Here is a 19577-nt window from a genome sequence, read left to right on the forward strand (position 1 = left end):
CCGCGGAAGCCGAAGCGACCTACTTCCGTCAAAGCCCGCCATCTGAAACCCTTCAAATGGCACAAGAAACCCTCCATTGAACCCGGGGCGGTTCAGTTCGGGTCGTCCGGTGCGCTCGGTGCGGCTTTCGGGATGAGCTCGTACGCGAACGCGGGAGTGCGACGGTTGATGCTGCGGTGCGGGCGCTGGGTGTTGTAGTAGTCGCGGAACCCGTCGAGCACGACCTGCAGCTCCTCGATCGTCGCCACGGGGTGGGCGTGCAGGTGTTTCTTCAACGTCTGCCAGAGCCGCTCGATCTTGCCTTGGGTGGTGGGCTTGTAGGGCAGCCCGTTCTTCTGCGCGATGCCGTACAGCGCCAGCAGCGTCTCGAACGCGTTCGGGTTCCCGGTCCCAGCCGCGGTCCCGGCGTATCGGGTGGTGTAGACCATGCCGTTGTCCGTGAGCGTCGACGCCGGGAACCCGTGGACGGCGCCCGCCGTCGTGAACGTGTCCGTCACGGTGCGGCCGGACACCCGGCGGTGGGCGGTCAGGTGCAGCAGGTAGCGGGAGTGGTCGTCGAGCCAGCCGATGATCTCCACCCCGGCCCCGGTGCTGAGCGTCCAGTGCGTGAAATCGGACTGCCACATCTGGTTCGGCCGATCGGCCGCGAACCGCAGGTACGAACTCCTGGGGCGCTTCTGCGGTTGGGGTTGGATCCGGCCTGCACGCGTGAGCACCCGCCACACCGTGGACCGGCTGACCCCATGCCCCTCGCCGAGCAGATGCGTGTGGATCGTGTCGCACCCCGCATCCACCCGAGCCCGGTCAGCTCGTCGCGCAGGGCCAGGATCCGGTCACCGACTGATCCCGCCACCCGAGTCGGTGACGACAACGGTCGCCTCGAGCGCGGGTGGAACGCCGCTTCACCCTCGACGCGCCAGCGGTGATGCAGCTTGTGCACGAGCGTCTTGGATACCCCGTACCGGGCGGCGACCTGCCCGTAGGAGAGCCCTTGAACGGTCACGGCCTTGATCAGCAGCTCGTACTTGCCCACCGTTCACGATGTCGTGAGACATCCCGCCGCTGGCCAGCCCGCCGTTCACGATGTCTTGAGACACCCGTTCACGATGTCCTGAAACCAGACACCCCTGGGTCCACCATGTGATGTCTCAGGACATTGTGAACGGCTGAACCCGCGGATGACGCGGGTTCAGCCGTTCTTCGTATGCCGGCCGGAGCCGGCGTCGAGCTCGCCCCCTTCCTTCGACGTGCTCGCGTCGGCCGGTCGGCCGGTCACGACGCCAGCTGCGGCCAGGCCATGCCGAGGCCGAGGCAGACGAACGACGCGAGGGCCATCGGCGTCCTGATGGTCTGGCCGAGGTGCCACCGGTCGCGCAGCTGCACCCAGTCGGATGGAGGAGACTCGGGGTCCCATTCGGCGGCGAGCCGGTTGACCGGGACGTTGACCATCAGCGTGACCACGATGGCGCCCGCCCAGAGCGCGAGGGCGAGCGCCGAGAACACGAGCGCGGCGCGATCGGCGGTGACGATCGACAGGACCAGGACCGGCACGATCGACACCCCGGCTGCGATCACGAGCACGGGCATGATGCGGCCGACCGCAACCTCGAACGAGTGCTTGACCAGGGTGAAGTCACGCGCGCCGAGCGTGCGCTGGACGCGGACCTGGCCGATCTGCGTGGCGACGAACATCCCCGCGATCACGCCGACCAGGAGGAGGCTCACCAGCTGGGTGAGGGCCATCAGTCCGCCCATCGCACACCCCCTGAGCACCGTCGCATAGGACACGGTACGCCTGCGCTCCCACGCCGAGCGCGGCTCGTACGCTGGAGGCATGAGCGACGCGATCGAACCCGAGGGCCTCGATCGCGCCGTCGAGCCCGCGCTGCACCGGCACAGCGACTACGGCGCCGAGGTGCTCGACGAGCGGCACGTGGCATCCGACCCGCTCGTGCAGTTCGACCGATGGTTCGCCGAGGCCGACGCACGTGGCGTGTACGAGCCCAACGCCATGGTGCTGGCCACGGTGGATGCCGACGGCACGCCGTCGAGCCGCACCGTGCTGCTGCGCGGCGTCGACGACCGAGGGTTCGTGTTCTACACCGATCGGGAGTCCCGCAAGGGGCGGGCGCTGGCCGCGCATCCGACGGCCACGCTGCTCTTCCCGTGGTACCCGCTGCATCGGCAGGTCATCGTCACGGGAGAGGTGGGCTTCGTCGACGACGAGGACTCCGACGCCTACTGGGCGGGTCGGCCGTACGGGTCTCGGATCTCGGCCACGACGAGCCGGCAGTCGCAGCCGATCGGGTCGCGCGCCGAGCTCGAGGCCGGATTCGCGGCGCTCGCGGAGCAGTACGCGGGCGTCGACGAGGTGCGCCGTCCTGAGCGGTGGGGCGGATACCGGCTGCGCCCGTGGCGCGTCGAGTTCTGGCAGGGGCGCACGTCGCGGCTGCACGACCGGCTGGTGTTCACGCGCGATCCCGGGGCGGATGCCGCGGGATGGCGCCTCGAACGGCTGCAGCCGTAGCCTGCGCGGGCGGCGGCAGGCCCGGGCGTAGGGTGGGACGGATGCCGCAGCAGCCTGGTGCCCACGCCCCGATCGCGAACGACAAGCGCTGGCGCGCGTACTGGGTCTGCGTGGGCGTCGCGGCCATCACGATCGTCGATCTCACCAAGGTGAACGTCGCCCTCCCCGCGATCGAACAGGCGCTCGGCGCGGGTTCGACCGAGCTGCAGCTGCTCGTCGCGGGCTTCGTGCTCACCTTCGGGCTGACGCTCGTGCCGGCGGGCCGACTCGGCGACCAGGGCTCGCGCAAGGTGATGTTCCTCATCGGCCTCTCGCTGTTCACGGTCACCAGCCTCGTCTGCGCGCTCGCGCCGACCACCGGCGTCCTCCTCGTCGGCCGCCTCCTGCAGGGCGTCGCGGCCGGGATCCAGATGCCCCAGGTGCTCGGCCTGGTCCAGCAGCTCTTCCAGGGTGCCGAGCGCGGTGCCGCGTTCGGCCTGTTCGGCGCGACGATCGGCATCGCGACCGCGTTCGGGCCGACGCTCGGCGGCTTGGCGATCGCCATCGGCGGTCCCGTCGACGGATGGCGCGGCATCTTCTGGATGAACGTCCCCCTCGCGTTGCTCGCGATCGTCTTCGCCGCCTGGCTGCTGCCGGGTCGACCGCCGGGCGACCGCGCCCGGATCTCGCTCGACCCGGTCGGCGTGCTCATCTTCGGCGTGGTGGTCGTGGCGCTCATGTGGCCGTTCCTCTTCACGACCGGCTCGCCCGACGACGACCCGGCGCGCTGGTGGACGCTCGTCGTGTTCGCCCTCGCGACCGTGGCGTTCATCTGGTGGGAACGGCGGTACGCGGCATCCGGCCGCGCGCCGCTGGTGCCGCTCGGCCTGTTCTCGCTGCGCTCGTATCGCAACGGCACGCTCCTGGCCACCGCCTACTTCGGAGCGGTCCCGGCGTCGTTCCTGCTGACGAACCTGTTCCTGCAGCAGGGCCTCGGACTGGAGGCGGTCTACGCCGGCATGGTCACCATCGGCTTCGCGCTCACGAGCGCGGTCACGTCGTGGATCGGCGGGCGGCTCGTCAATCGGATCGGCCGGCCCCTCGTGGTGCTCGGCGTCGCGCTGCTGCTGGTGGGCCAGGGGCTGCTCGTGCTCGTCGCGGTCGGGACGCCGCCCGAGCTGACGCCGTGGATCATGGCCGCGGTCATGCTCATCGGTGGGACCGGCGGCGGGTTGGTCATCGCCCCGAACCAAGTGCTGGCGCTGGCCGACGTCCCGGTCGTGCAGGGCGGCCTCGCCGGATCGGTGGGCCAGCTCGGGCAGCGCATCGGCACCGCGATCGGCACGGCCGTGGCGCTGTCCCTCTTCTACTCGGCGATCTACAGCGAAGAGGGGCAGGCGGCGCGCATCGACGTGTTCCACGCCGCCTATGCCGCAGGCATGGCGGCGGTGGGCGGACTGCTCCTGATCGCGCTCGCGGTCGGCCTCGTCGACCTGCGGCAACGCCTCGCCGACCAGCGGGTGGCCTGACCGGAACGGAGGCGCGGAGGTCGCCGCCGGCTCAGGCGGCGAGCACGCGCTCCGCGTCGAGCAGCGCGGTGAGCTCTGACGCCGAGTGCTCGCGGCCGAACGCGGGGTGGCCCGGCTCGAGCGCGCGACCGTTCGCGAGCCCGCCGCCGTCGACCGCGTCGAAGCCGAGGTCGTCGATGAGGCGCGCGACGACCTCGCGGGCACCCTCGTCGTCGCCGACGACCGCGAGCGCGCGCCGCAGCGGCGATCCGGCCGGCATGGCGTCGTCCTCCATGTCGTGGTAGCCGAGGTGATTGAGCGACTTCACGACGCGGGCGCGGGGGTTGAGCGTGGCATGGATCTCGGTCGTCGAGCGCTCGTCGGCATCGATCTCGGCGATGTGCCCGTCGACCGGCGGCCAGTAGTTCGTGGCATCGACGACGACCTTGCCGTCGAAGGCCTCCCACGGCACGGTGGCGGCCTTGCCGAAGGGCACCGCGACGATGATCACGTCGGAGCCCTGGACGAGGTCGGACGGCGAGGCGACCCGCGCGCCGGGTGCGACGACCGAGACGAGCAGGTCGAGGGCCGTCTGCCGCGGTGAGCCGGTGAGCGCGACCTCGTAGCCGCTGTCGACGAGCAGCCGGGCCAGCGCGGTGCCCACCTTGCCGGCTCCGAAGATGCCGATCACCGGTCGGTCCGCCACGTGCTCCTCCTCACTCGCGGGCCGGCCGGATGGCTCAACCCGCCGACGACGCCTCGCGACGCCGTCACCCGTGGAAACGCCCCGCCCGGCCCGGGCATTCCCGGCGGCACCGGCCCGGAATAGTCTCGGGGTGGGCGGGGTTCCGTCCCATGCAGGCAGGCGCATCGACCACGGACGGGGAGCAGGCGGATGACGCGACACCACGAATTCGGGCTGGACACGTTCGGCGACGTCACGCTCGGCCCCGACGGCGAGCTGCTCTCCCAGGCGCAGGTGCTGCGCAACGTCGTGGCGGAGGCCGAGCTCGCGGATCGCCTCGGGCTGGACTTCTTCGGCGTCGGCGAGCACCACCGCCACGAGTTCGCGATCTCCGCACCCGAGGTGGTGCTCGCCGCCATCGCCGGCCGCACCGAGCGCATCCACCTCGGCTCGGCGGTCACGGTCCTGAGCTCGGATGATCCCATCCGGGTCTACCAGCGCTTCGCGTCCCTCGATGCGCTCTCGAGCGGGCGCGCCGAGGTGATCCTCGGCCGAGGGTCGTTCATCGAGTCGTTCCCGCTCTTCGGCTACGAGCTCAGCCACTACCAGGACCTGTTCGAGGAGAAGCTCAACCTCTTCGCGGCGCTCCTGCCCCAGGAGCCGGTCACGTGGGAGGGCAAGCTTCGGCCCCCGCTGACCGACCAGCTCGTCTACCCGCGGGTCGAGGAGCGCGCGCTCAAGACCTGGGTGGGCGTCGGCGGCAGTCCCGAGTCGGTCGTTCGCGCAGCGAACTACGGGCTGCCGCTCGTGCTCGCGATCATCGGCGGAAGCCCGGTGCGCTTCGCACCGCTCGCCGAGCTCTACCGCAAGGCGCTCGCGCAGTTCGGCTACGAGCCGCAACCGATCGCCGTGCACTCGCCCGGGATCATCGCCGAGTCCGACCAGGAGGCGCTCGACACCCTCTGGCCGCACTACGAGACGATCATGAACCGCATCGGCCGCGAGCGCGGTTGGGGCGCGGTGACCCGCGAGCACTTCGAGGGCGAGGCCGGCCCGCACGGCGCGCTCTACGCGGGGTCGCCCGAGACCGTCGCGCGGAAGATCGCTGCGGCACTGCAGACGCTCGGCGCCGACCGGTTCGACCTGAAGTACTCGAACGGCACGCTGCCGCACGAGGTCATGATGCGCAGCATCGAGCTCTACGCGACCGAGGTCGTCCCGCGCGTGCGCGAGCTGCTCGCCGAAGCCGACGACGCTGAAGCAGCGCCGGCCGGCGCGGCCGCGCCTGCCGATCCCTCGACGACGGCCTGACGCCGAGCGCCCCGGCGATGGGGCGCTCGCCTCACGGCTGGGCGCCGGCGGCGCCGGCCTGGCCGGACGCCGCACGACGACGGCGCACCGAGGCACGGAACCACGCGGCATCCGGCAGCCGCGACAGGAACGTGCCGGCGAGGATCGTGACGAGTACGTACCCGGTGGCGAGCGGCGCGAGCGCCGGCTCGACCCCGGCACCGACCGCGAGACCCGCGATCACGATCGAGAACTCGCCACGCGGCGCGAGCACGAGCCCGGCGCGCCACTGGCCGAGTGTGCCGACACCGGCCATGCGCGCCGCGTAGGAGCCCGACACGAGCTTGGTCAGGATCGTCACCGCCGCGAGCAGTGTCGCCGGCAGGAGCATCGTGAGCAGTGCGGCCGAATCGGTCGTCAGCCCGAAGAAGACGAAGAACGTCGCCGCGAAGAGGTCGCGCAGTGGCGTGAGCACCGCGCTCGCGTTCGCCGCGACGCGGCCGGACAGCGCGATGCCCACGAGGAACGCGCCGACGGCGGCCGACACGCTGACCTCCTGCGCGAGCCCGGCGACGAGCATCACGAGTCCGAGCACGCCGAGCAGCAGCGGCTCGGCGTGCTCGGCCGGGAACAGCCGCGAGATCACGTGGCCGTGCCGGAGGGCGACCCAGAGGATGAGCGCGACCACGCCGACCGCCACGGCGACGGCGATCGCGCCCTGCACGAGGCTCACGCCGACGACGATCGCCGAGAGCACGGGCAGGTAGAACGCCATCGCCAGGTCTTCGATGACCAGCACTGCGAGCACCGACGGCGTCTCGCGGTTCGACAGTCGCCCGAGATCGCGGAGGAGCTTCGCGATGACGCCGGAGGACGACACCCACGTCACGCCCGCGAGGGCGACTGCGGCGACGGGCCCCCAGCCGAGCAGGAGCGCGAGCGCCGCACCCGGCAGCGCGTTGAGGACGGCGTCGATGATTCCCGCCCTGCGCGAGGTCAGGAGGCTCGAGAACAGCTCGGGCGCCGTGTACTCGAGCCCCAGCAGTGCGAGCAGCAGGATGATGCCGATCTCGGACGCGGTCGCGAGGAACTCCTCGCTCGCCTGCAGGGGAAGGAGGCCGCCCTCGCCGAAGGCGAGGCCGAGCACGAGGTAGAACGGGATGGGCGAGATGCCGAGGCGGAGGGCGAGGCGGCCGAGCAGGCTCATCGCGAGGAGCAGCGCGCCGACCTCGACGAGGAGCAGCGTGGTCTCGTGCATCGCGGGCCCCGGATCAGTCGGGGCCGTGGGCGAGCAGGTTGGCCACTCCGTCGAGGCCGTGACGGGTTCCGACCGCGACGATCACGTCGCCGGCGCGCAGCACGTCGGCGGGCGTGGGCGACGGGATCACCTGGCCGTCGCGGACGATCGCGACGATCGACGCGTGCGTGCGCGTTCGGGCCTTGGTGTCGCCGAGCGGGCGGTTGAGGTACGGCGAGTCGGTCGGCAGGGCGAGCTGCTCAGTGAAGAGTCCCGCGGTCTCGTCGGAGAGGCTGGTGAGGCGGGACATCATCACGGAGGCGCCGAGCACGTCAGCGAGCGCGGCGGCTTCGTCGTCGCTCAGGGGGATGGAGTCGCGGCAGGCGTCGGGGTCGTCGTCGTCGAAGACCCCGAGATCGCGTTCACCGTCACGGTGCGACACCACGCTGATGCGCCGCCCGCCCTCGGTCACGAGGTCGTGGCGGAAGCCGATCCCGGGCAGGTCGACCTTCTCGATGCGAATACCCACGCCCGACATGGTAACCCCGCCCGGCGACGTCGGTGCCGAGGAACGCTCAGGCGACAGGCGATGCGGTCGTGGTCATCTCGAGGACGGGCGTGCCGTCGTCGTCGACGAGCTCGAAGCGCACGTGGATCGCGCCGAGCTCGCCGAGCGAGCCCGCGTGCGTTCCGCCGCATGGGATCCGCGCCGACCCCTCGGGCAGTTCGCACACCCAGGTGCGCCGATCGGTGAGGTGCTCCCCGACGCGCTCGACCCGCACGACCGCGTCGTCGGCGACCCACTCCGCGAGGGTGGCGTCGACGGATACCGCCAGCGCCTCGAGTCCGTCGGCGAGCCCGGTCGCGTCGAAGCCGGCGCGTCGCAGCGACTTGTTGAGCCGGTAGCGGTCGACGGATCCCTCGGGGTGGATGCGGGAGGACGCGATCGCGATCCCGTCGAAGTCGGGCGAGCCCAGGGCGTCCTCGCGCGCCGCCTTGCTCCAGCGGCCGGCGAGCGCGCGATTGAGGGCGAGGGATGCCGCGTGGCAGGCCGTGTGGCCGAGCGAGAGCGAGCGACGGGCCGCGCCATCGGCCTCGACCTCGATCTCGTCGCCCTCGGCGACCGGCGCGTCGCCGTCGATGAGGTGCGCGACGAGGAACGCCCAGCCGTCGGTGCCCGTGCGCACCGGGAGATCGCCGATGTGGAGCTCGTTCCCATCGGTCGCGGCCACGACGGCGTCGAGGATGGTGAACTCGCGATCGCCGGCGCGCAGTACGCCGCGGTCGGCGGGTTGGTCGGGCCAGGCGTGGTCGACGGGATGGATGCTCGTGCGGTCGGTGATGACCGCGAGCCGCCCATCATGCGGCGCGACGTGCAGAACGTTCGCGGCGGCCAGCAGCTCGCCGGCGGGGAAGGTGACGACGGTGTCGGTGCCCGGCAGGCCCATCAGATGCCGGACTCGCGGCGCCCGAGCACGTTGATCGGGATCGCGAGGGCGGCCGAGGCGCACAGGATGCCGCCGAGGAAGACGATCGCCTCGAAGCCGATCACGACGTCGGCGACGCTCATCAGCCAGAGGCCGAAGACGAAGAGGGCCATGGCGATCAGGAAGGGGAACAGGCTCACGACGGACTCCTTTGCACGGGCGGCATGCGCCGCGGCGCCAGTCTATCGAGGGGCCGTGCCGACGTCAGTCCGTCACGGGACCGAGCCACGCGTTCGCGATCGTCGTGAGCGCGGCATCCTCGCTCGACGGATGGAACACGCCCGCGAGCACGTCGCGCTGCAGCCGCCCGAGCTCGTTGCCGTCGAAGTAGGTGCCGCCGCCGGACACCTGCACGGCGCGCTCGACGACCTCGCGAGCGGTCTGGACGGTGCGCACCTTCACACCGGAGAGCTTCGCGAACCAGAACGCGCCGTGATCGACGCCGTCGCTGACGTCGCGTGCGAGCGAGAGGAGCTGCGGCGGGACGGCGTCGAGCGCGAGCGCGGCCTCGGCGATGCGGCGTCGCGCGTCGGGATCCTCGGAACGCGGGTTCCCCGTCTTCTTCGAGACACGGGCCCTCGCCGACTCGATCGCGAGGTCGAGCGCCCGCGTGGCCAGCCCCGCGTAGACCGAGCTGAGGAAGAGCTCGAAGCACGCGAAGATCGCGAACACGAACGGGTCGGGGTTGGGTCCCGGGTCGAGCCGGCGCACCACCCGGTCGGGCGCGGCGACCGCCCCGTCGAGCACGGTCGTGCGGCTCTGCGTCGCGCGCATGCCGATCGTGTCCCAGTCGTCGAGCACCCGGATGTCGGGATCCTCGCGGTCGATGAACCCGTAGACGATCTTCGGCGCGTCGTCGGAGCGCGAGTCGAGGCCGTGCACGCCCAGCCGCGTCCACGCGGGCGAGAGCGACGTGAAGATCTTGCGGCCGGAGTACCGCACGCCGCCACCGGGCTGCGGGTCGGCGACCGTGCCGGAGCCGAAGAGCATGAGGTCGTTGCCGGCCTCGCTGATCCCGAAGGCGAACACCTCGCCGTCGGCGGCTTCGCGCAGCACGAAGTCGAGGGAGTCGTCGCCCCGGTCGTGCAGCACCCGCGCGACCCCGGTCCAGACGAGGTGCATGTTCACGCCGAGCGCGGTCGCGGGTGCCGCGCCGGCCAGGCGCATCTGCGCACGCACGACGTCGTCGAGGTCCCATCCGAGCCCGCCGAGGTCGATGGGCACGAGCGCACGGAGGTAGCCGCGCTCGCCGAGGTCGGCGAGGTCTTCCGTGAAGAACGCGTTGCGCCGGTCGTAGTCGGCGGCCCGTGAGCGCAGCCGCTCGAGCAGGTCGTCGTCGAGCAGGGAGTCCGGGGTGGGCGCGCTCACGTCGCCAGCCTACGCCGGGCGATCGCCGTCGGTCCGGGCCGCCTCCTGCCCGTCGGGGTCGGGATGGTGGCGGCGGCGCGTCGCCAGGATCACGACGGCGGCGATGATCGCCGCGACGACGAGGAGCACGGCGAGCCAGGGCAGGAGCACGCCGGCGACCACGAGCAGGCCGGAGGCGAAGGCGACGAGCGCCTCCCAGCCTGCGACGAGCCCGCTCCAGAAGTCGTCGGGGCCCGCATCCGGGGCGAGGCCCTCCGACAGCAGTTCGACCGTGAGCGTCGAGTAGTCCACCTGGTCGGCGAGGTAGTCGCGCTGCGCCACGAGGCTGTCGAGCTCGGCCTGCCGCGACGAGAGCTCGGACTCGATCGCGATGAGGTCGGCCGTGGTGTCGGCATCGGCGAGCAGCGCGAGCAGGCGGTCGACAGAGGCCTCGAGCGCCTCGATGCGGGCGTCCAGGTCCTGTCGCTGCTGCGTCACGTCGGACGCCTCGAGCTGCACTGAATCGACCTCGCCGAGTTCGCGGAGGTCGGCGAGCACGCGCTCGAACTCGTCGGCGGGGATCCGCACCACGAGCGTGGCGCGCGCCTGCTGGCTGTCGGTGCCGGGGGTCTCGCTGCGGCCCTCGATGCGACCGCCTGCGGCGTCGACGAGGTCGGTCACCTGCGCCGCCGCATCCGTCGGGTCGTCGACCGTCATCGCCAGCCGGCCCGTCGTGATGACGCTGCGATCGTCATCGACCGGCTGCTGGGGCGCGAACTCCTCGCCGCTCGCGTCGCCGCCGTCGGCGGGTGCCTCGACCCCGACGTCGGGCTGCGGTGCGACACCGGGCTCTCCGCCGCTGTCGGAGCTGCCCTGGCCCATGCTGCAGCCGGAGAGGAGGAGTGCGGCGATCGCGGCGATGGCCGCGGCGTGATGGGCGCGTCGGCGGGTCATGCGGTCACGGTACTGCCGGGGCGCGAGTCCATGTCTGGAGGCCCGCTGGGAGTCGGGTCACGATCGGGTTGCGGTCGGCTGGGAGCGCCGCCTCAGTCGTGGTCGGGATCTCGCCCGGTGCGGACGCCGCTCTCGAGGGTCGCGATCGCCGCGACATCCGCGTCGTCGAGGTCGAACGAGAACACGTCGAGGTTCTCGGCGATGCGCTCGGGGCTGGATGCCTTGGGGATCACGATCGTGCCCTGCCGCACATGCCACGCGAGCACGACCTGGGCGGCCGATCGGCCGTGCTTCGCGGCGATCGGCTCGAGCACCGGATCGCCGAGCAGGCGCCCGCGGGCGAGCGGCGACCACGCCTCGGTGCGGACGCCGAGTTGCTCGTGCGCGGCGCGGAGCTCGCGCTGCGGCAGCCACGGGTGCAGCTCGACCTGGTTGACGACCGGCACGACGCCGGTCGCGTCGATGATGCGGTCGAGGTGGTGCGCGTGGAAGTTCGAGACGCCGATCGAGCTCACGCGTCCCTCCTCGCGGAGCCGGACGAGCGCGCGCCACGTGTCGACGTACCGGTCGCGCGACGGCACCGGCCAGTGGATGAGGTACAGGTCGAGCCGGTCGAGGCCGAAGCTCGCCATCGCGGCGTCGAACGCGCGCAGCGTCCGGTCGTAGCCGTGGTCGTCGTTCAAGACCTTGCTCGTGACGAAGACCTCGTCGCGCGGCAGCCCGGACTCCCGCACGGCCGCGCCGGCCTCGGCCTCGTTGCCGTACAGCGCCGCGGTGTCGAGGTGGCGGTACCCGAGGTCGAGGGCCGTGCGCGCGAGCCGGGCGGCATCGGCACGCGGCACCTTGTACATGCCGTAGCCGACCTGCGGGATGGCGCGGCCGTCGGCGAGCGGGATCAGGGGTGCCAGTGGCGGATGCGACATCCGTGCGCCTTTCTCTGGGGAGTCGACCGCGTCTCAGCTCGGCGTGACCGGGACCGGCTCGGTGTCGGGGATCGGGCTCGCGTCGCGTCCGCGGAGGTCGGGATGCCAGCGTCGTCCGAGCGCCGGGACCACGACGCCGAGGAACGCCAGCACCGACGCGGCCCAGAACGCGCCGACGGCCTCGTACCCGTCGATGAGGAACCCCGCGACGGCCGAGCCGAGCGCGGCGCCGATCAGCTGTCCGGTGCCGACCCAGCCGTACGCCTCGGCCGTGTCTGAGAACTTCACGCTCACCGAGACGATCGTGAACAGCACCGCGAGCGCCGGAGCGATGCCGATGCCGGCGATGAACAGCGTGAGCGCGAGCCACCAGAAGTCCATCGCGAACGCCGCGAGCGACACGCCCACGAACACGATGAGCATGCGGCGCGCGGTGGACCAGGGGCTGATCGGCACGTGCCCGAGCGTGAGGCCGCCCGCGAGGCTGCCGATCGAGAAGATCGCCAGCACGAAGCCGGCCTCGGCGCCGTCGTGCCCGAACGCGGCGACCACCCCGGCCTCGACCGCGGCGCACGCACCGATGAGGAGGAAGCCGACGACGGTCGCGAGGAGCACCGCGGGTCGTGCGAGCACCGTGCCGAACCGCCGCTTGGACCGAGGGATGCGGACGCGTCCGAGTTCGGGCGACGCGATGAACCAGATCGTCCCGCCGATCATCATCACGGCGGCGAGCAGGATGCCCCAGACCGTGCCGACCTGCGTCGAGACGAACGTCGTGACCACCGGTCCGACGACCCAGATGATCTCCTGCGCGGAGGCATCGAGCGAGAACAGCGGGGTCAACTGCCGGGAGTTGACCATCTTGGGATAGATGGTGCGCACCGCGGGCTGCACGGGCGGCGTCGCGAGTCCGCACAGCAGGCCGACCGCCATGTAGAGCGGAACGGTGAGCGGCAGGACGCCGATCGCGATCACGGAACTCGCGCACACGACGAGCGTCACGGTGAGCACCGGGCGCATGCCGAGGCGGCCCATCAGACGACTGGTCAGCGGGCCGGCGACGGCCTGGCCGATCGAGGTCGCCGCGAGCACCAGTCCGGCCGCGCCGTACGAGCCGGTCTGTTGCTCGACGTGCAGCAGGAACGCCAGCGAGAGCATGCCCGACGGGAACCGTGCCGTGAGCTGGGCGGCGATGATGCGAGCGACGCCCGAGGTCCTGAGCAGTTCGGTGTAGCTTCCCACGGTGGCTCGATCCTATCGGCGGGGATGTCGCGGCCCGCGGCGCCCCGTCGGCGAATACCGGGCCGGATGGCGCGGCCGAGGTCGCGCCATCCGCTCGATCGCACGCCCGATCAGTCTGGCGCTATATAACACAGAACTGATAGAATGTCGCCGTGCACGCATTCGACGTCCTCGGCGACCCGGTGCGCCGTCGCATCCTCGACCTGCTGGCCGACGGCGAGCGGCCCGCCGGCGCGGTCGTCGACGTCGTCGCGACCGAGTTCGGCATCACGCAGCCCGCGGTCTCGCGGCAGCTGCGCATCCTGCGCGAGCAGGGGTTCGCGAGCGTCCGTGTCGACGGCGCGCGCCGGATCTACGCGCTCGAGCGCGCGGGGGTCGACGAGGCCGCCGCCGAGCTCGACCGCTACCGGCGGTTCTGGCGACAGCGGCTCGACGCGCTGCACACCGAGGTCGCGCGCGGTACGCGCGCCCGACGGAAGGACGCATGATGACCGTGACCGGCGACATCCTGCCCGACGACCCGGGCTTCCTCCTCGAGTTCGACGAGGTGTACGACACCGATCCCGACGACCTGTGGGAGGCGATCACCACGCCCCAGCGGCTCGCGCGCTGGATGGCGACCTACCGCGGCGAGTTCCGCCTCGGCGGGCACTGGCAGGCGATGCAACTCGACGGCGGCGTCTACTGCGACGGCGAGGTCACCTCGTGCGAACGGCCAGTCGGGTTCACGACGACCTGGACCGTGGTCGGCGAGCAGCCCACGCTCGTGACCGTGCAGCTCGCACCCGAAGGGGCGCGCACGCGCCTGCGGCTGCGGCACGAGCACGTGACGCGACTCGAGTACGGGCCGGGATGGCATGCGCACCTCGAGGGACTGACGCGCCACGTCGCCGAGCCGACCGCCGAGCGCGATCGCGACGAGTGGGTCCGGCGGATCGCCGAGCTCGAGCCGTCCTACCTGGAACGGTTCGCGGCGCTCACTCCGAAAGCGCCTTGACGATCCGCTTGACCGACACCGTCTCGGCGGTGCGCAGCTCCTGCGCGAACAGCCCGACGCGCAGCTCCTCGAGCAGCCACCGCACCCGCACGAGCCTCGGCTCGGCCTCGGGATCGATCGGCACCGTGCCGCCCGCCTTCTCGTAGGCGGTGCGGGCCTGGTCGAACTCCGTCGCGAGCTGGCGATCGCGGCCCGGATTCTCCTGCATGCGACGCACGCGCACGACGATCGCCTCGAGGTAGCGCGGCAGGTGCCGCAGGTGCCCGAGCCCGGTGGCCGACACGAACCCGGATGACACGAGCCCCTCGAGCTGGGCGCGCGCGTCGGCGAGCGCCGCCATGAGTTGCAGGCTCGACGCCTTCGCGATCGCGCGATCGGCCTCGCGCGCCGCGACGAGGATGCGTGAGACGAGCGCCACGGTCTCGAACATGCGGTCCATCACGCTCGTCGACACGGCGTCGCGCACCGCCTCGAACTCCGCCCGCGTGCGGATGAGGCCGTCGGGGTGTCGCGACCGGAGCTCGGCGTCGACGACGGCCGCCAGGCAGTCCTCGAGCAATGCGCGCGGTCCGGCATACGCGCTCGTCGCGAGCGCGAGCTTCTCCTGGTTCGAGAGGTGCTCCTGCACGTACGCCACGGGCGACGGCGTCGCGAGCACGAGCAGACGACGGATGCCGCGACGCGACGCGCGATCGCGCTCCTCCGCGGTCGGGACCAGGCGCAGGGCGACCGAGGCGCCCTCGTCCACGATCGCCGGGTAGGCCCTCACGACGTTGCCCGCCTGGCGGGTGTCCACGTGCGGTGGGAGTTCGTCCCACTGCCACGCGGTGATACCGGCCTGCTCGGCGAAGGTCGACTGCGCTGGTCGAGGAGCCGTCGACGGCGGCGTCTCGAGACCTGCCTGCTCGGTGCCATCCGCTCGACCATGGTGCCGACCCGGTCTGTCGCCGTCACCCGCGAACGTCGAGGCGACCGCCCGCCCGGCCCGCACCGCGAGCCGCTGTTGCAGCGCACCGAGGTCCTTGTCGTCGCCGACCGCGCGGCCGCGTTCGTCGACCGCGCGGAATGTCACGCGCAGGTGGGACGGCAGCCGGTCGAGCTCGAAGTCGTCGGCCGTCACGGGCGCGTACGTCAATCGTTTGATGACCCCCGCGACCGCCTCGGCGAACGGCGGACGAGCCTCGCCCGCCTCGGGACCCTGCGGCAGCTCGGCGCCGATCTTCGCCGCCCACTCGGCCGCGGGCACGACCTGGCGGCGGAGCACCTTCGGCAGCGTGCGCAGCATCGCGGTGACGAGTTCGTCGCGGAGCCCCGGCACCTGCCAGTCGAAGCCCGACGGCTCGAGACGGGGGAGCAGCACGAGCGGCACGAGCACGCTCACGCCGTCGTCGGGCGCGCCCGGCTCGAACCGGTAGCGGAGGGTGAGCGTCTGGTCGCCCTGGCGCCAGCGGTCGGGGAACCCGCGGTCGGCGCTCATGTCCTCGTCGCCCACGAGATCGGCCGCGGACATCGTCAGGAGATCGGGGGAGCGACGGTGCTCGGCGCGCCACCAGCGCTCGAACGCGCGCGCGTCCGTGGCATCCGCCGGCAGCCGCTGCTCGTAGAACGCGACCACGGCCTGGTCGCCCGCGAGCACGTCACGCCGGCGCGTGCGCTCCTCGAGCTCGCCGAGCTCGCGTCGCAGGTCGCGGTTCTTCCGGATGAACGCGTAGACCCGCTTGTCGAGCCGGGACCAGTCCCAGTCCTCCTCGACGAGGGCGTGCCGGATGAAGAGCTCGCGCGCGAGCGCCGCATCGACGCGGGCGAGCTGGATGCGCCGCTTCGCCACGATCGGCACGCCGAACAAGGTCACCTTCTCGTCGGCGACCGCCGAGCCCTGCCGGCGCTCCCATCGTGGCTCGGAGTACGTGCGCTTCGCGATCGGACCCGCCAGCTGCTCGGCCCACGCCGGGTCGATCGCAGCGCCGGTGCGGGCGAACAGTCGGCTCGTCTCGACGAGCTCGGCCGCCATCAGGGCGGCCGGCGGCTTCTTCGCGAGTGCGGAACCCGGGAACACCACGAACCGTGCGTTGCGTGCGCCGACGAACTCGGCCTGCGGGCGCCGTCCTCGGCGCTCGGACTCGCGCTGGCCGCCGGCGCCGCCGCGCCCGCTCGACGTCTTCGCGTCGTCGCGCAGCCCGATCTGCGAGAGCAGCCCCGCGAGCAGCGACCGGTGGACGCCGTCGGGGTTCGGCGCCCCGGCCGCACCAGCGACGTGCAGCCCGAGCGGCTTCGCCAGGCGCACGAGCTGCCGGTAGAGGTCCTGCCATTCGCGAACGCGCAGGTAGTTGAGGAACTCGCTGCGGCACATCCGCCGGAACGCGTTGCCCGACAGCTCGCGCTGCTGCTCCTCGAGGTGGTTCCAGAGGTTCAGCAGGGTCAGGAAATCGCTCGTCGGATCGACGAACCGCGCGTGCATCGCGTCGGCCTGCTCACGACGCTCGAGCGGACGCTCGCGCGGATCCTGGATGGTCAGTCCCGCGACGATCACGAGCACCTCGCGGCTCACGCCCTGCGCCTTCGACTCGAGCACCATGCGGGCGAACCGCGGCTCGATCGGCAGGCGCGCCAGCTGCCGCCCGATGCGGGTGAGCTGCGGGCCCTCCGCGTCATCCGCATCGTCGATCGCCCCGAGCTCGCGCAGCAGTTCGACGCCGTCGCGGATGCCGCGGCGATCCGGCGGCGTGAGGAACGGGAACTCCTCGACCGGGCCGAGCCCGAGCGAGGCCATCTGCAGGATGACGGCCGCGAGGTTCGTGCGCAGGATCTCGGGGTCGGTGAACTCGGGCCGCTTGCCGTAGTCGTCCTCGGAGTAGAGGCGGATCGCGATGCCGTCGCTCGTTCGGCCCGAGCGGCCGGACCGCTGGTTCGCGGATGCCTGCGAGATCGGCTCGATCGGCAGCCGCTGCACCTTCGAGCGCGCCGAGTAGCGGCTGATGCGTGCGGTGCCCGCGTCGACGACGTACCGGATGCCGGGCACGGTCAGGCTCGTCTCGGCGACGTTCGTCGCGAGCACCACCCGGCGGCGCAGCCCCGGCACCTTCGAGGGCTCGAACACGCGGTGCTGGTCGGCCGACGACAGCCGGCCGTACAGCGGGAGCACCTCGGTGACGTCGGCGGCCCCGCGCCGCGTCGCGTGCGCCCGCACCGCCGCCTCGGCGTCGCGGATCTCGCTCTCGCCGGAGAGGAACACGAGCACGTCGCCCGGCGCCTCGCGCCCGAGCTCGTCGAGCGCGTCGAGGATGCCCCGCTGGATGTCGCGGTCCTCGGCCGCCGCGCCCTCGTCGTCCTCGTCGGCATCGGACCCCGCCGACTCGGCGACGAGCGGGCGGTACCGGACCTCGACCGGGTACGTCCGGCCGGACACCTCGATGATCGGGGCCGGCGTGCCCGAAGCATCCGCGAAGTGCCTCGCGAAGCTCTCGGGATCGATCGTCGCGCTCGTGATGATCACGCGCAGGTCGGGCCGGCGAGGGAGTAGGCGCGTCAGGTACCCGAGCAGGAAGTCGATGTTGAGGCTGCGTTCGTGCGCCTCGTCGATGATGATCGTGTCGTACCGGCGCAGGTCGCGGTCGCGGTGGATCTCGTTGAGGAGGATCCCGTCGGTCATGACCTTGATGCGCGTCGACTCGCTCACGCGATCGGTGAACCGGACCTGGTAGCCGACGAGGCCGCCGAGCTCGGTGTCGAGCTCCTCGGCGACGCGCTCGGCGATGGTGCGCGCGGCGATCCGTCGCGGCTGGGTGTGCGCGATCGACTCGCGCCCGAGCTCGAGGCAGATCTTGGGCAGCTGCGTGGTCTTGCCCGAGCCCGTCGCGCCGGCGACGATGACGACCTGGTGGTCGCGGATGGCGCGCGCGATGTCGTCGCGTCGACCGCTGACCGGCAGCTCGGCCGGGTAGGTGATCGTCGCGGGGATGGGCGCAGGCATAGCCCTCCATCCTACGACGGGCGGATGCCTCGCCCCGAGGCGCCGACGCGCCGGGCGCATCGCTTTCGCGACCGGCGAACAGGGGATGGAAGTCGGGGTCGCCTGCGGTTGCATGACCGTATGACGCAGATCTCAGCGACATCCGTTCCCCGCATCCAGCTCAACGACGGCCACTCCATTCCCCAGCTCGGGTTCGGGGTGTTCAAGGTCGACCCCACCGAGACCGAACGCATCGTGACCGACGCGCTCGAGGTCGGCTACCGGCACCTCGACACCGCCCGCATCTACGGCAACGAGGAGGGCGTCGGCCGTGCGCTCGCCGCGTCGGGGATCGCCCGCGAGGAGCTGTACGTCACGACCAAGCTCTGGAACGACGACCAGGGCACCCGGTCGGCGCTCGACGCGTTCGATGCGAGCCTCGAGCGCCTCGGCCTCGACTACGTCGACCTGTACCTGATCCACTGGCCGGTGCCGTCGCAGGACCGCTTCGTGGAGGCGTGGCAGGCGCTCGCCCAGATCCGGGAGTCGGGACGCGCCCGGTCGATCGGCGTCTCGAACTTCATGGTGCCCCACCTCGAGCGCATCATCAGCGAGACGGGTGTGACGCCCGCCGTCGACCAGATCGAGCTGCACCCCGCGCATCAGCAGCCCGACGTCGTCGACTTCGCCGCAGGGCACGGCATCGCGATCGAGTCGTGGGGCCCGCTCGGGCAGGGCAAGTACCCGCTGCTCGAGAACCCCGTGGTGGCGGATGCCGCGGCCGCCCACGGCGCGACGCCGGCGCAGGTCGTCATCCGCTGGCACCTCCAGCGGGGCTTCATCGTGTTCCCGAAGTCGAACCGGCGCGAGCGCATGGCCGAGAACTTCGACGTCTTCGGCTTCGAGCTGACGGACGACGAGGTCGCCGCGATCACGGCGCTCGAGGGCGCGTACGACGGCCGGCTCGGCCCGGATCCCGAGGCCTTCGGCTGATCGATTCGCCGCGCGACCGGGGGTTCGGCAGACGCCGCCGGCCCCGGTCGCGGGCACCCGGGCGGCGCGACACGCCCGGGATGCGCGCTCGATTTGTCGCGGCGGCCGGAGCCACGTAGATTTCTTCTTGTCGCCACGGCGGCCGGGAGCGAGAAGCCCTGGCAGGCCGGGCGAAGGTCTTAGCCAAACAGCCTCGAAGGCGCACATTGCGACTCGGTTGCTTCAAGCCTAAGATTATCTAGTTGCACTCCAACACGAACCGCACCTCCTCGAGGTGCATCCGGCCGCGGATCCCGCTGTCGGAGGATGGTTCGCGGGGTGCTACAGTAGAGAGGTTGCCCTGGGGGCAGGCCGCGAGGCTGCAACCCGGGTGCGTCCGTTTCTTGAGAACTCAACAGCGTGCACTATGTTCAATGCCAATTTTTTGAACCCCGTGTTTCCTGCCCTTTTTGGGGGTGG

Annotated in this window: 18 protein-coding genes and 1 pseudogene; 6 read left to right on the forward strand and 13 right to left on the reverse strand. The window is 71.7% G+C overall.

Going from position 1 to position 19577, the window contains the following annotated elements; translation table 11 throughout:
* Nucleotides 1-92 precede the first annotated feature (92 nt).
* The 3 genes and pseudogenes from ACFQ58_RS17740 to ACFQ58_RS17750 form a co-directional block, all read right to left on the reverse strand.
* Nucleotides 93-794, reverse strand: coding sequence for an integrase core domain-containing protein (locus ACFQ58_RS17740; protein WP_376952540.1), 702 nt, complete (start codon nt 792-794; stop codon nt 93-95).
* 89 nt (nt 795-883) lie between these two features.
* A pseudogene (locus ACFQ58_RS17745) lies at nt 884-1033 on the reverse strand (helix-turn-helix domain-containing protein); the annotation flags it as partial.
* Between the two features lie 239 nt (nt 1034-1272).
* Nucleotides 1273-1755, reverse strand: a complete 483-nt coding sequence (locus ACFQ58_RS17750) for an anthrone oxygenase family protein (protein WP_376952541.1) — start codon at nt 1753-1755, stop codon at nt 1273-1275.
* A gap of 79 nt (nt 1756-1834) precedes the next feature.
* Between ACFQ58_RS17750 and pdxH the strand changes: the two genes are divergently transcribed.
* Nucleotides 1835-2527 carry a pyridoxamine 5'-phosphate oxidase gene (gene pdxH / locus ACFQ58_RS17755; RefSeq protein WP_376952542.1) on the forward strand — a complete coding sequence of 231 codons (693 nt, stop codon included), beginning with the start codon at nt 1835-1837 and terminating at the stop codon, nt 2525-2527.
* 41 nt (nt 2528-2568) lie between these two features.
* Nucleotides 2569-4035: an MFS transporter gene (locus ACFQ58_RS17760; protein ID WP_376952543.1), complete on the forward strand. Its 1467-nt coding sequence runs from the start codon at nt 2569-2571 to the stop codon at nt 4033-4035.
* A 31-nt stretch (nt 4036-4066) separates the two neighbouring features.
* Here the strand turns inward: ACFQ58_RS17760 and ACFQ58_RS17765 are convergent, their stop codons facing one another.
* Nucleotides 4067-4720, reverse strand: coding sequence for an NADPH-dependent F420 reductase (locus ACFQ58_RS17765; protein WP_376952544.1), 654 nt, complete (start codon nt 4718-4720; stop codon nt 4067-4069).
* Nucleotides 4721-4909: 189 nt separating this feature from the next.
* On the opposite strand from ACFQ58_RS17765, the gene ACFQ58_RS17770 reads away from it, so the two are divergent.
* On the forward strand, nt 4910-6010 hold the full coding sequence (locus tag ACFQ58_RS17770) for an LLM class flavin-dependent oxidoreductase (RefSeq protein ID WP_376952546.1): 1101 nt from the start codon (nt 4910-4912) through the stop codon (nt 6008-6010).
* Between the two features lie 31 nt (nt 6011-6041).
* Here the strand turns inward: ACFQ58_RS17770 and ACFQ58_RS17775 are convergent, their stop codons facing one another.
* The 8 genes from ACFQ58_RS17775 to ACFQ58_RS17810 form a co-directional block, all read right to left on the reverse strand.
* Entirely contained in the window at nt 6042-7247 is a 1206-nt protein-coding gene (locus ACFQ58_RS17775) for a cation:proton antiporter (protein WP_376952547.1), read from the reverse strand.
* 13 nt (nt 7248-7260) lie between these two features.
* Nucleotides 7261-7755, reverse strand: a complete 495-nt coding sequence (locus tag ACFQ58_RS17780) for a cation:proton antiporter regulatory subunit (RefSeq protein WP_092668870.1) — start codon at nt 7753-7755, stop codon at nt 7261-7263.
* Between the two features lie 46 nt (nt 7756-7801).
* Nucleotides 7802-8674, reverse strand: coding sequence for a metal-dependent hydrolase (locus ACFQ58_RS17785; protein WP_376952548.1), 873 nt, complete (start codon nt 8672-8674; stop codon nt 7802-7804).
* Nucleotides 8674-8853 carry a hypothetical protein gene (locus ACFQ58_RS17790; protein WP_376952549.1) on the reverse strand — a complete coding sequence of 60 codons (180 nt, stop codon included), beginning with the start codon at nt 8851-8853 and terminating at the stop codon, nt 8674-8676. The genes ACFQ58_RS17785 and ACFQ58_RS17790 overlap by 1 nt, the downstream gene beginning before the upstream one ends.
* A 64-nt stretch (nt 8854-8917) precedes the next feature.
* Nucleotides 8918-10081 (reverse strand): acyl-CoA dehydrogenase family protein, encoded by a 1164-nt coding sequence (locus ACFQ58_RS17795; protein WP_376952550.1) that lies wholly within the window; start codon nt 10079-10081, stop codon nt 8918-8920.
* A gap of 9 nt (nt 10082-10090) precedes the next feature.
* A complete protein-coding gene (locus tag ACFQ58_RS17800; RefSeq protein ID WP_376952551.1) occupies nt 10091-11014 on the reverse strand; it encodes a DUF4349 domain-containing protein in 924 nt (307 codons plus the stop codon).
* Nucleotides 11015-11106: 92 nt separating this feature from the next.
* Nucleotides 11107-11937, reverse strand: a complete 831-nt coding sequence (locus tag ACFQ58_RS17805; protein ID WP_376952552.1) for an aldo/keto reductase — start codon at nt 11935-11937, stop codon at nt 11107-11109.
* A gap of 33 nt (nt 11938-11970) precedes the next feature.
* Nucleotides 11971-13179: an MFS transporter gene (locus ACFQ58_RS17810; RefSeq protein ID WP_376952553.1), complete on the reverse strand. Its 1209-nt coding sequence runs from the start codon at nt 13177-13179 to the stop codon at nt 11971-11973.
* A gap of 152 nt (nt 13180-13331) precedes the next feature.
* On the opposite strand from ACFQ58_RS17810, the gene ACFQ58_RS17815 reads away from it, so the two are divergent.
* Entirely contained in the window at nt 13332-13667 is a 336-nt protein-coding gene (locus ACFQ58_RS17815) for an ArsR/SmtB family transcription factor (protein ID WP_376952554.1), read from the forward strand.
* Nucleotides 13664-14176 (forward strand): SRPBCC domain-containing protein, encoded by a 513-nt coding sequence (locus ACFQ58_RS17820; RefSeq protein ID WP_376952555.1) that lies wholly within the window; start codon nt 13664-13666, stop codon nt 14174-14176. The genes ACFQ58_RS17815 and ACFQ58_RS17820 overlap by 4 nt, the downstream gene beginning before the upstream one ends.
* Here the strand turns inward: ACFQ58_RS17820 and hrpA are convergent.
* Nucleotides 14157-18146: an ATP-dependent RNA helicase HrpA gene (gene hrpA, locus ACFQ58_RS17825; protein WP_376952556.1), complete on the reverse strand. Its 3990-nt coding sequence runs from the start codon at nt 18144-18146 to the stop codon at nt 14157-14159. The genes ACFQ58_RS17820 and hrpA overlap by 20 nt on opposite strands.
* Nucleotides 18147-18266: 120 nt before the next feature.
* Here hrpA and ACFQ58_RS17830 point away from each other — a divergent pair, with 120 nt between their 5' ends.
* Entirely contained in the window at nt 18267-19118 is an 852-nt protein-coding gene (locus tag ACFQ58_RS17830; protein ID WP_376952558.1) for an aldo/keto reductase, read from the forward strand.
* Nucleotides 19119-19577 lie beyond the last annotated feature (459 nt).

This window comes from Agromyces sp. NPDC056523, assembly GCF_042794545.1.
Classification (GTDB): domain Bacteria; phylum Actinomycetota; class Actinomycetes; order Actinomycetales; family Microbacteriaceae; genus Agromyces.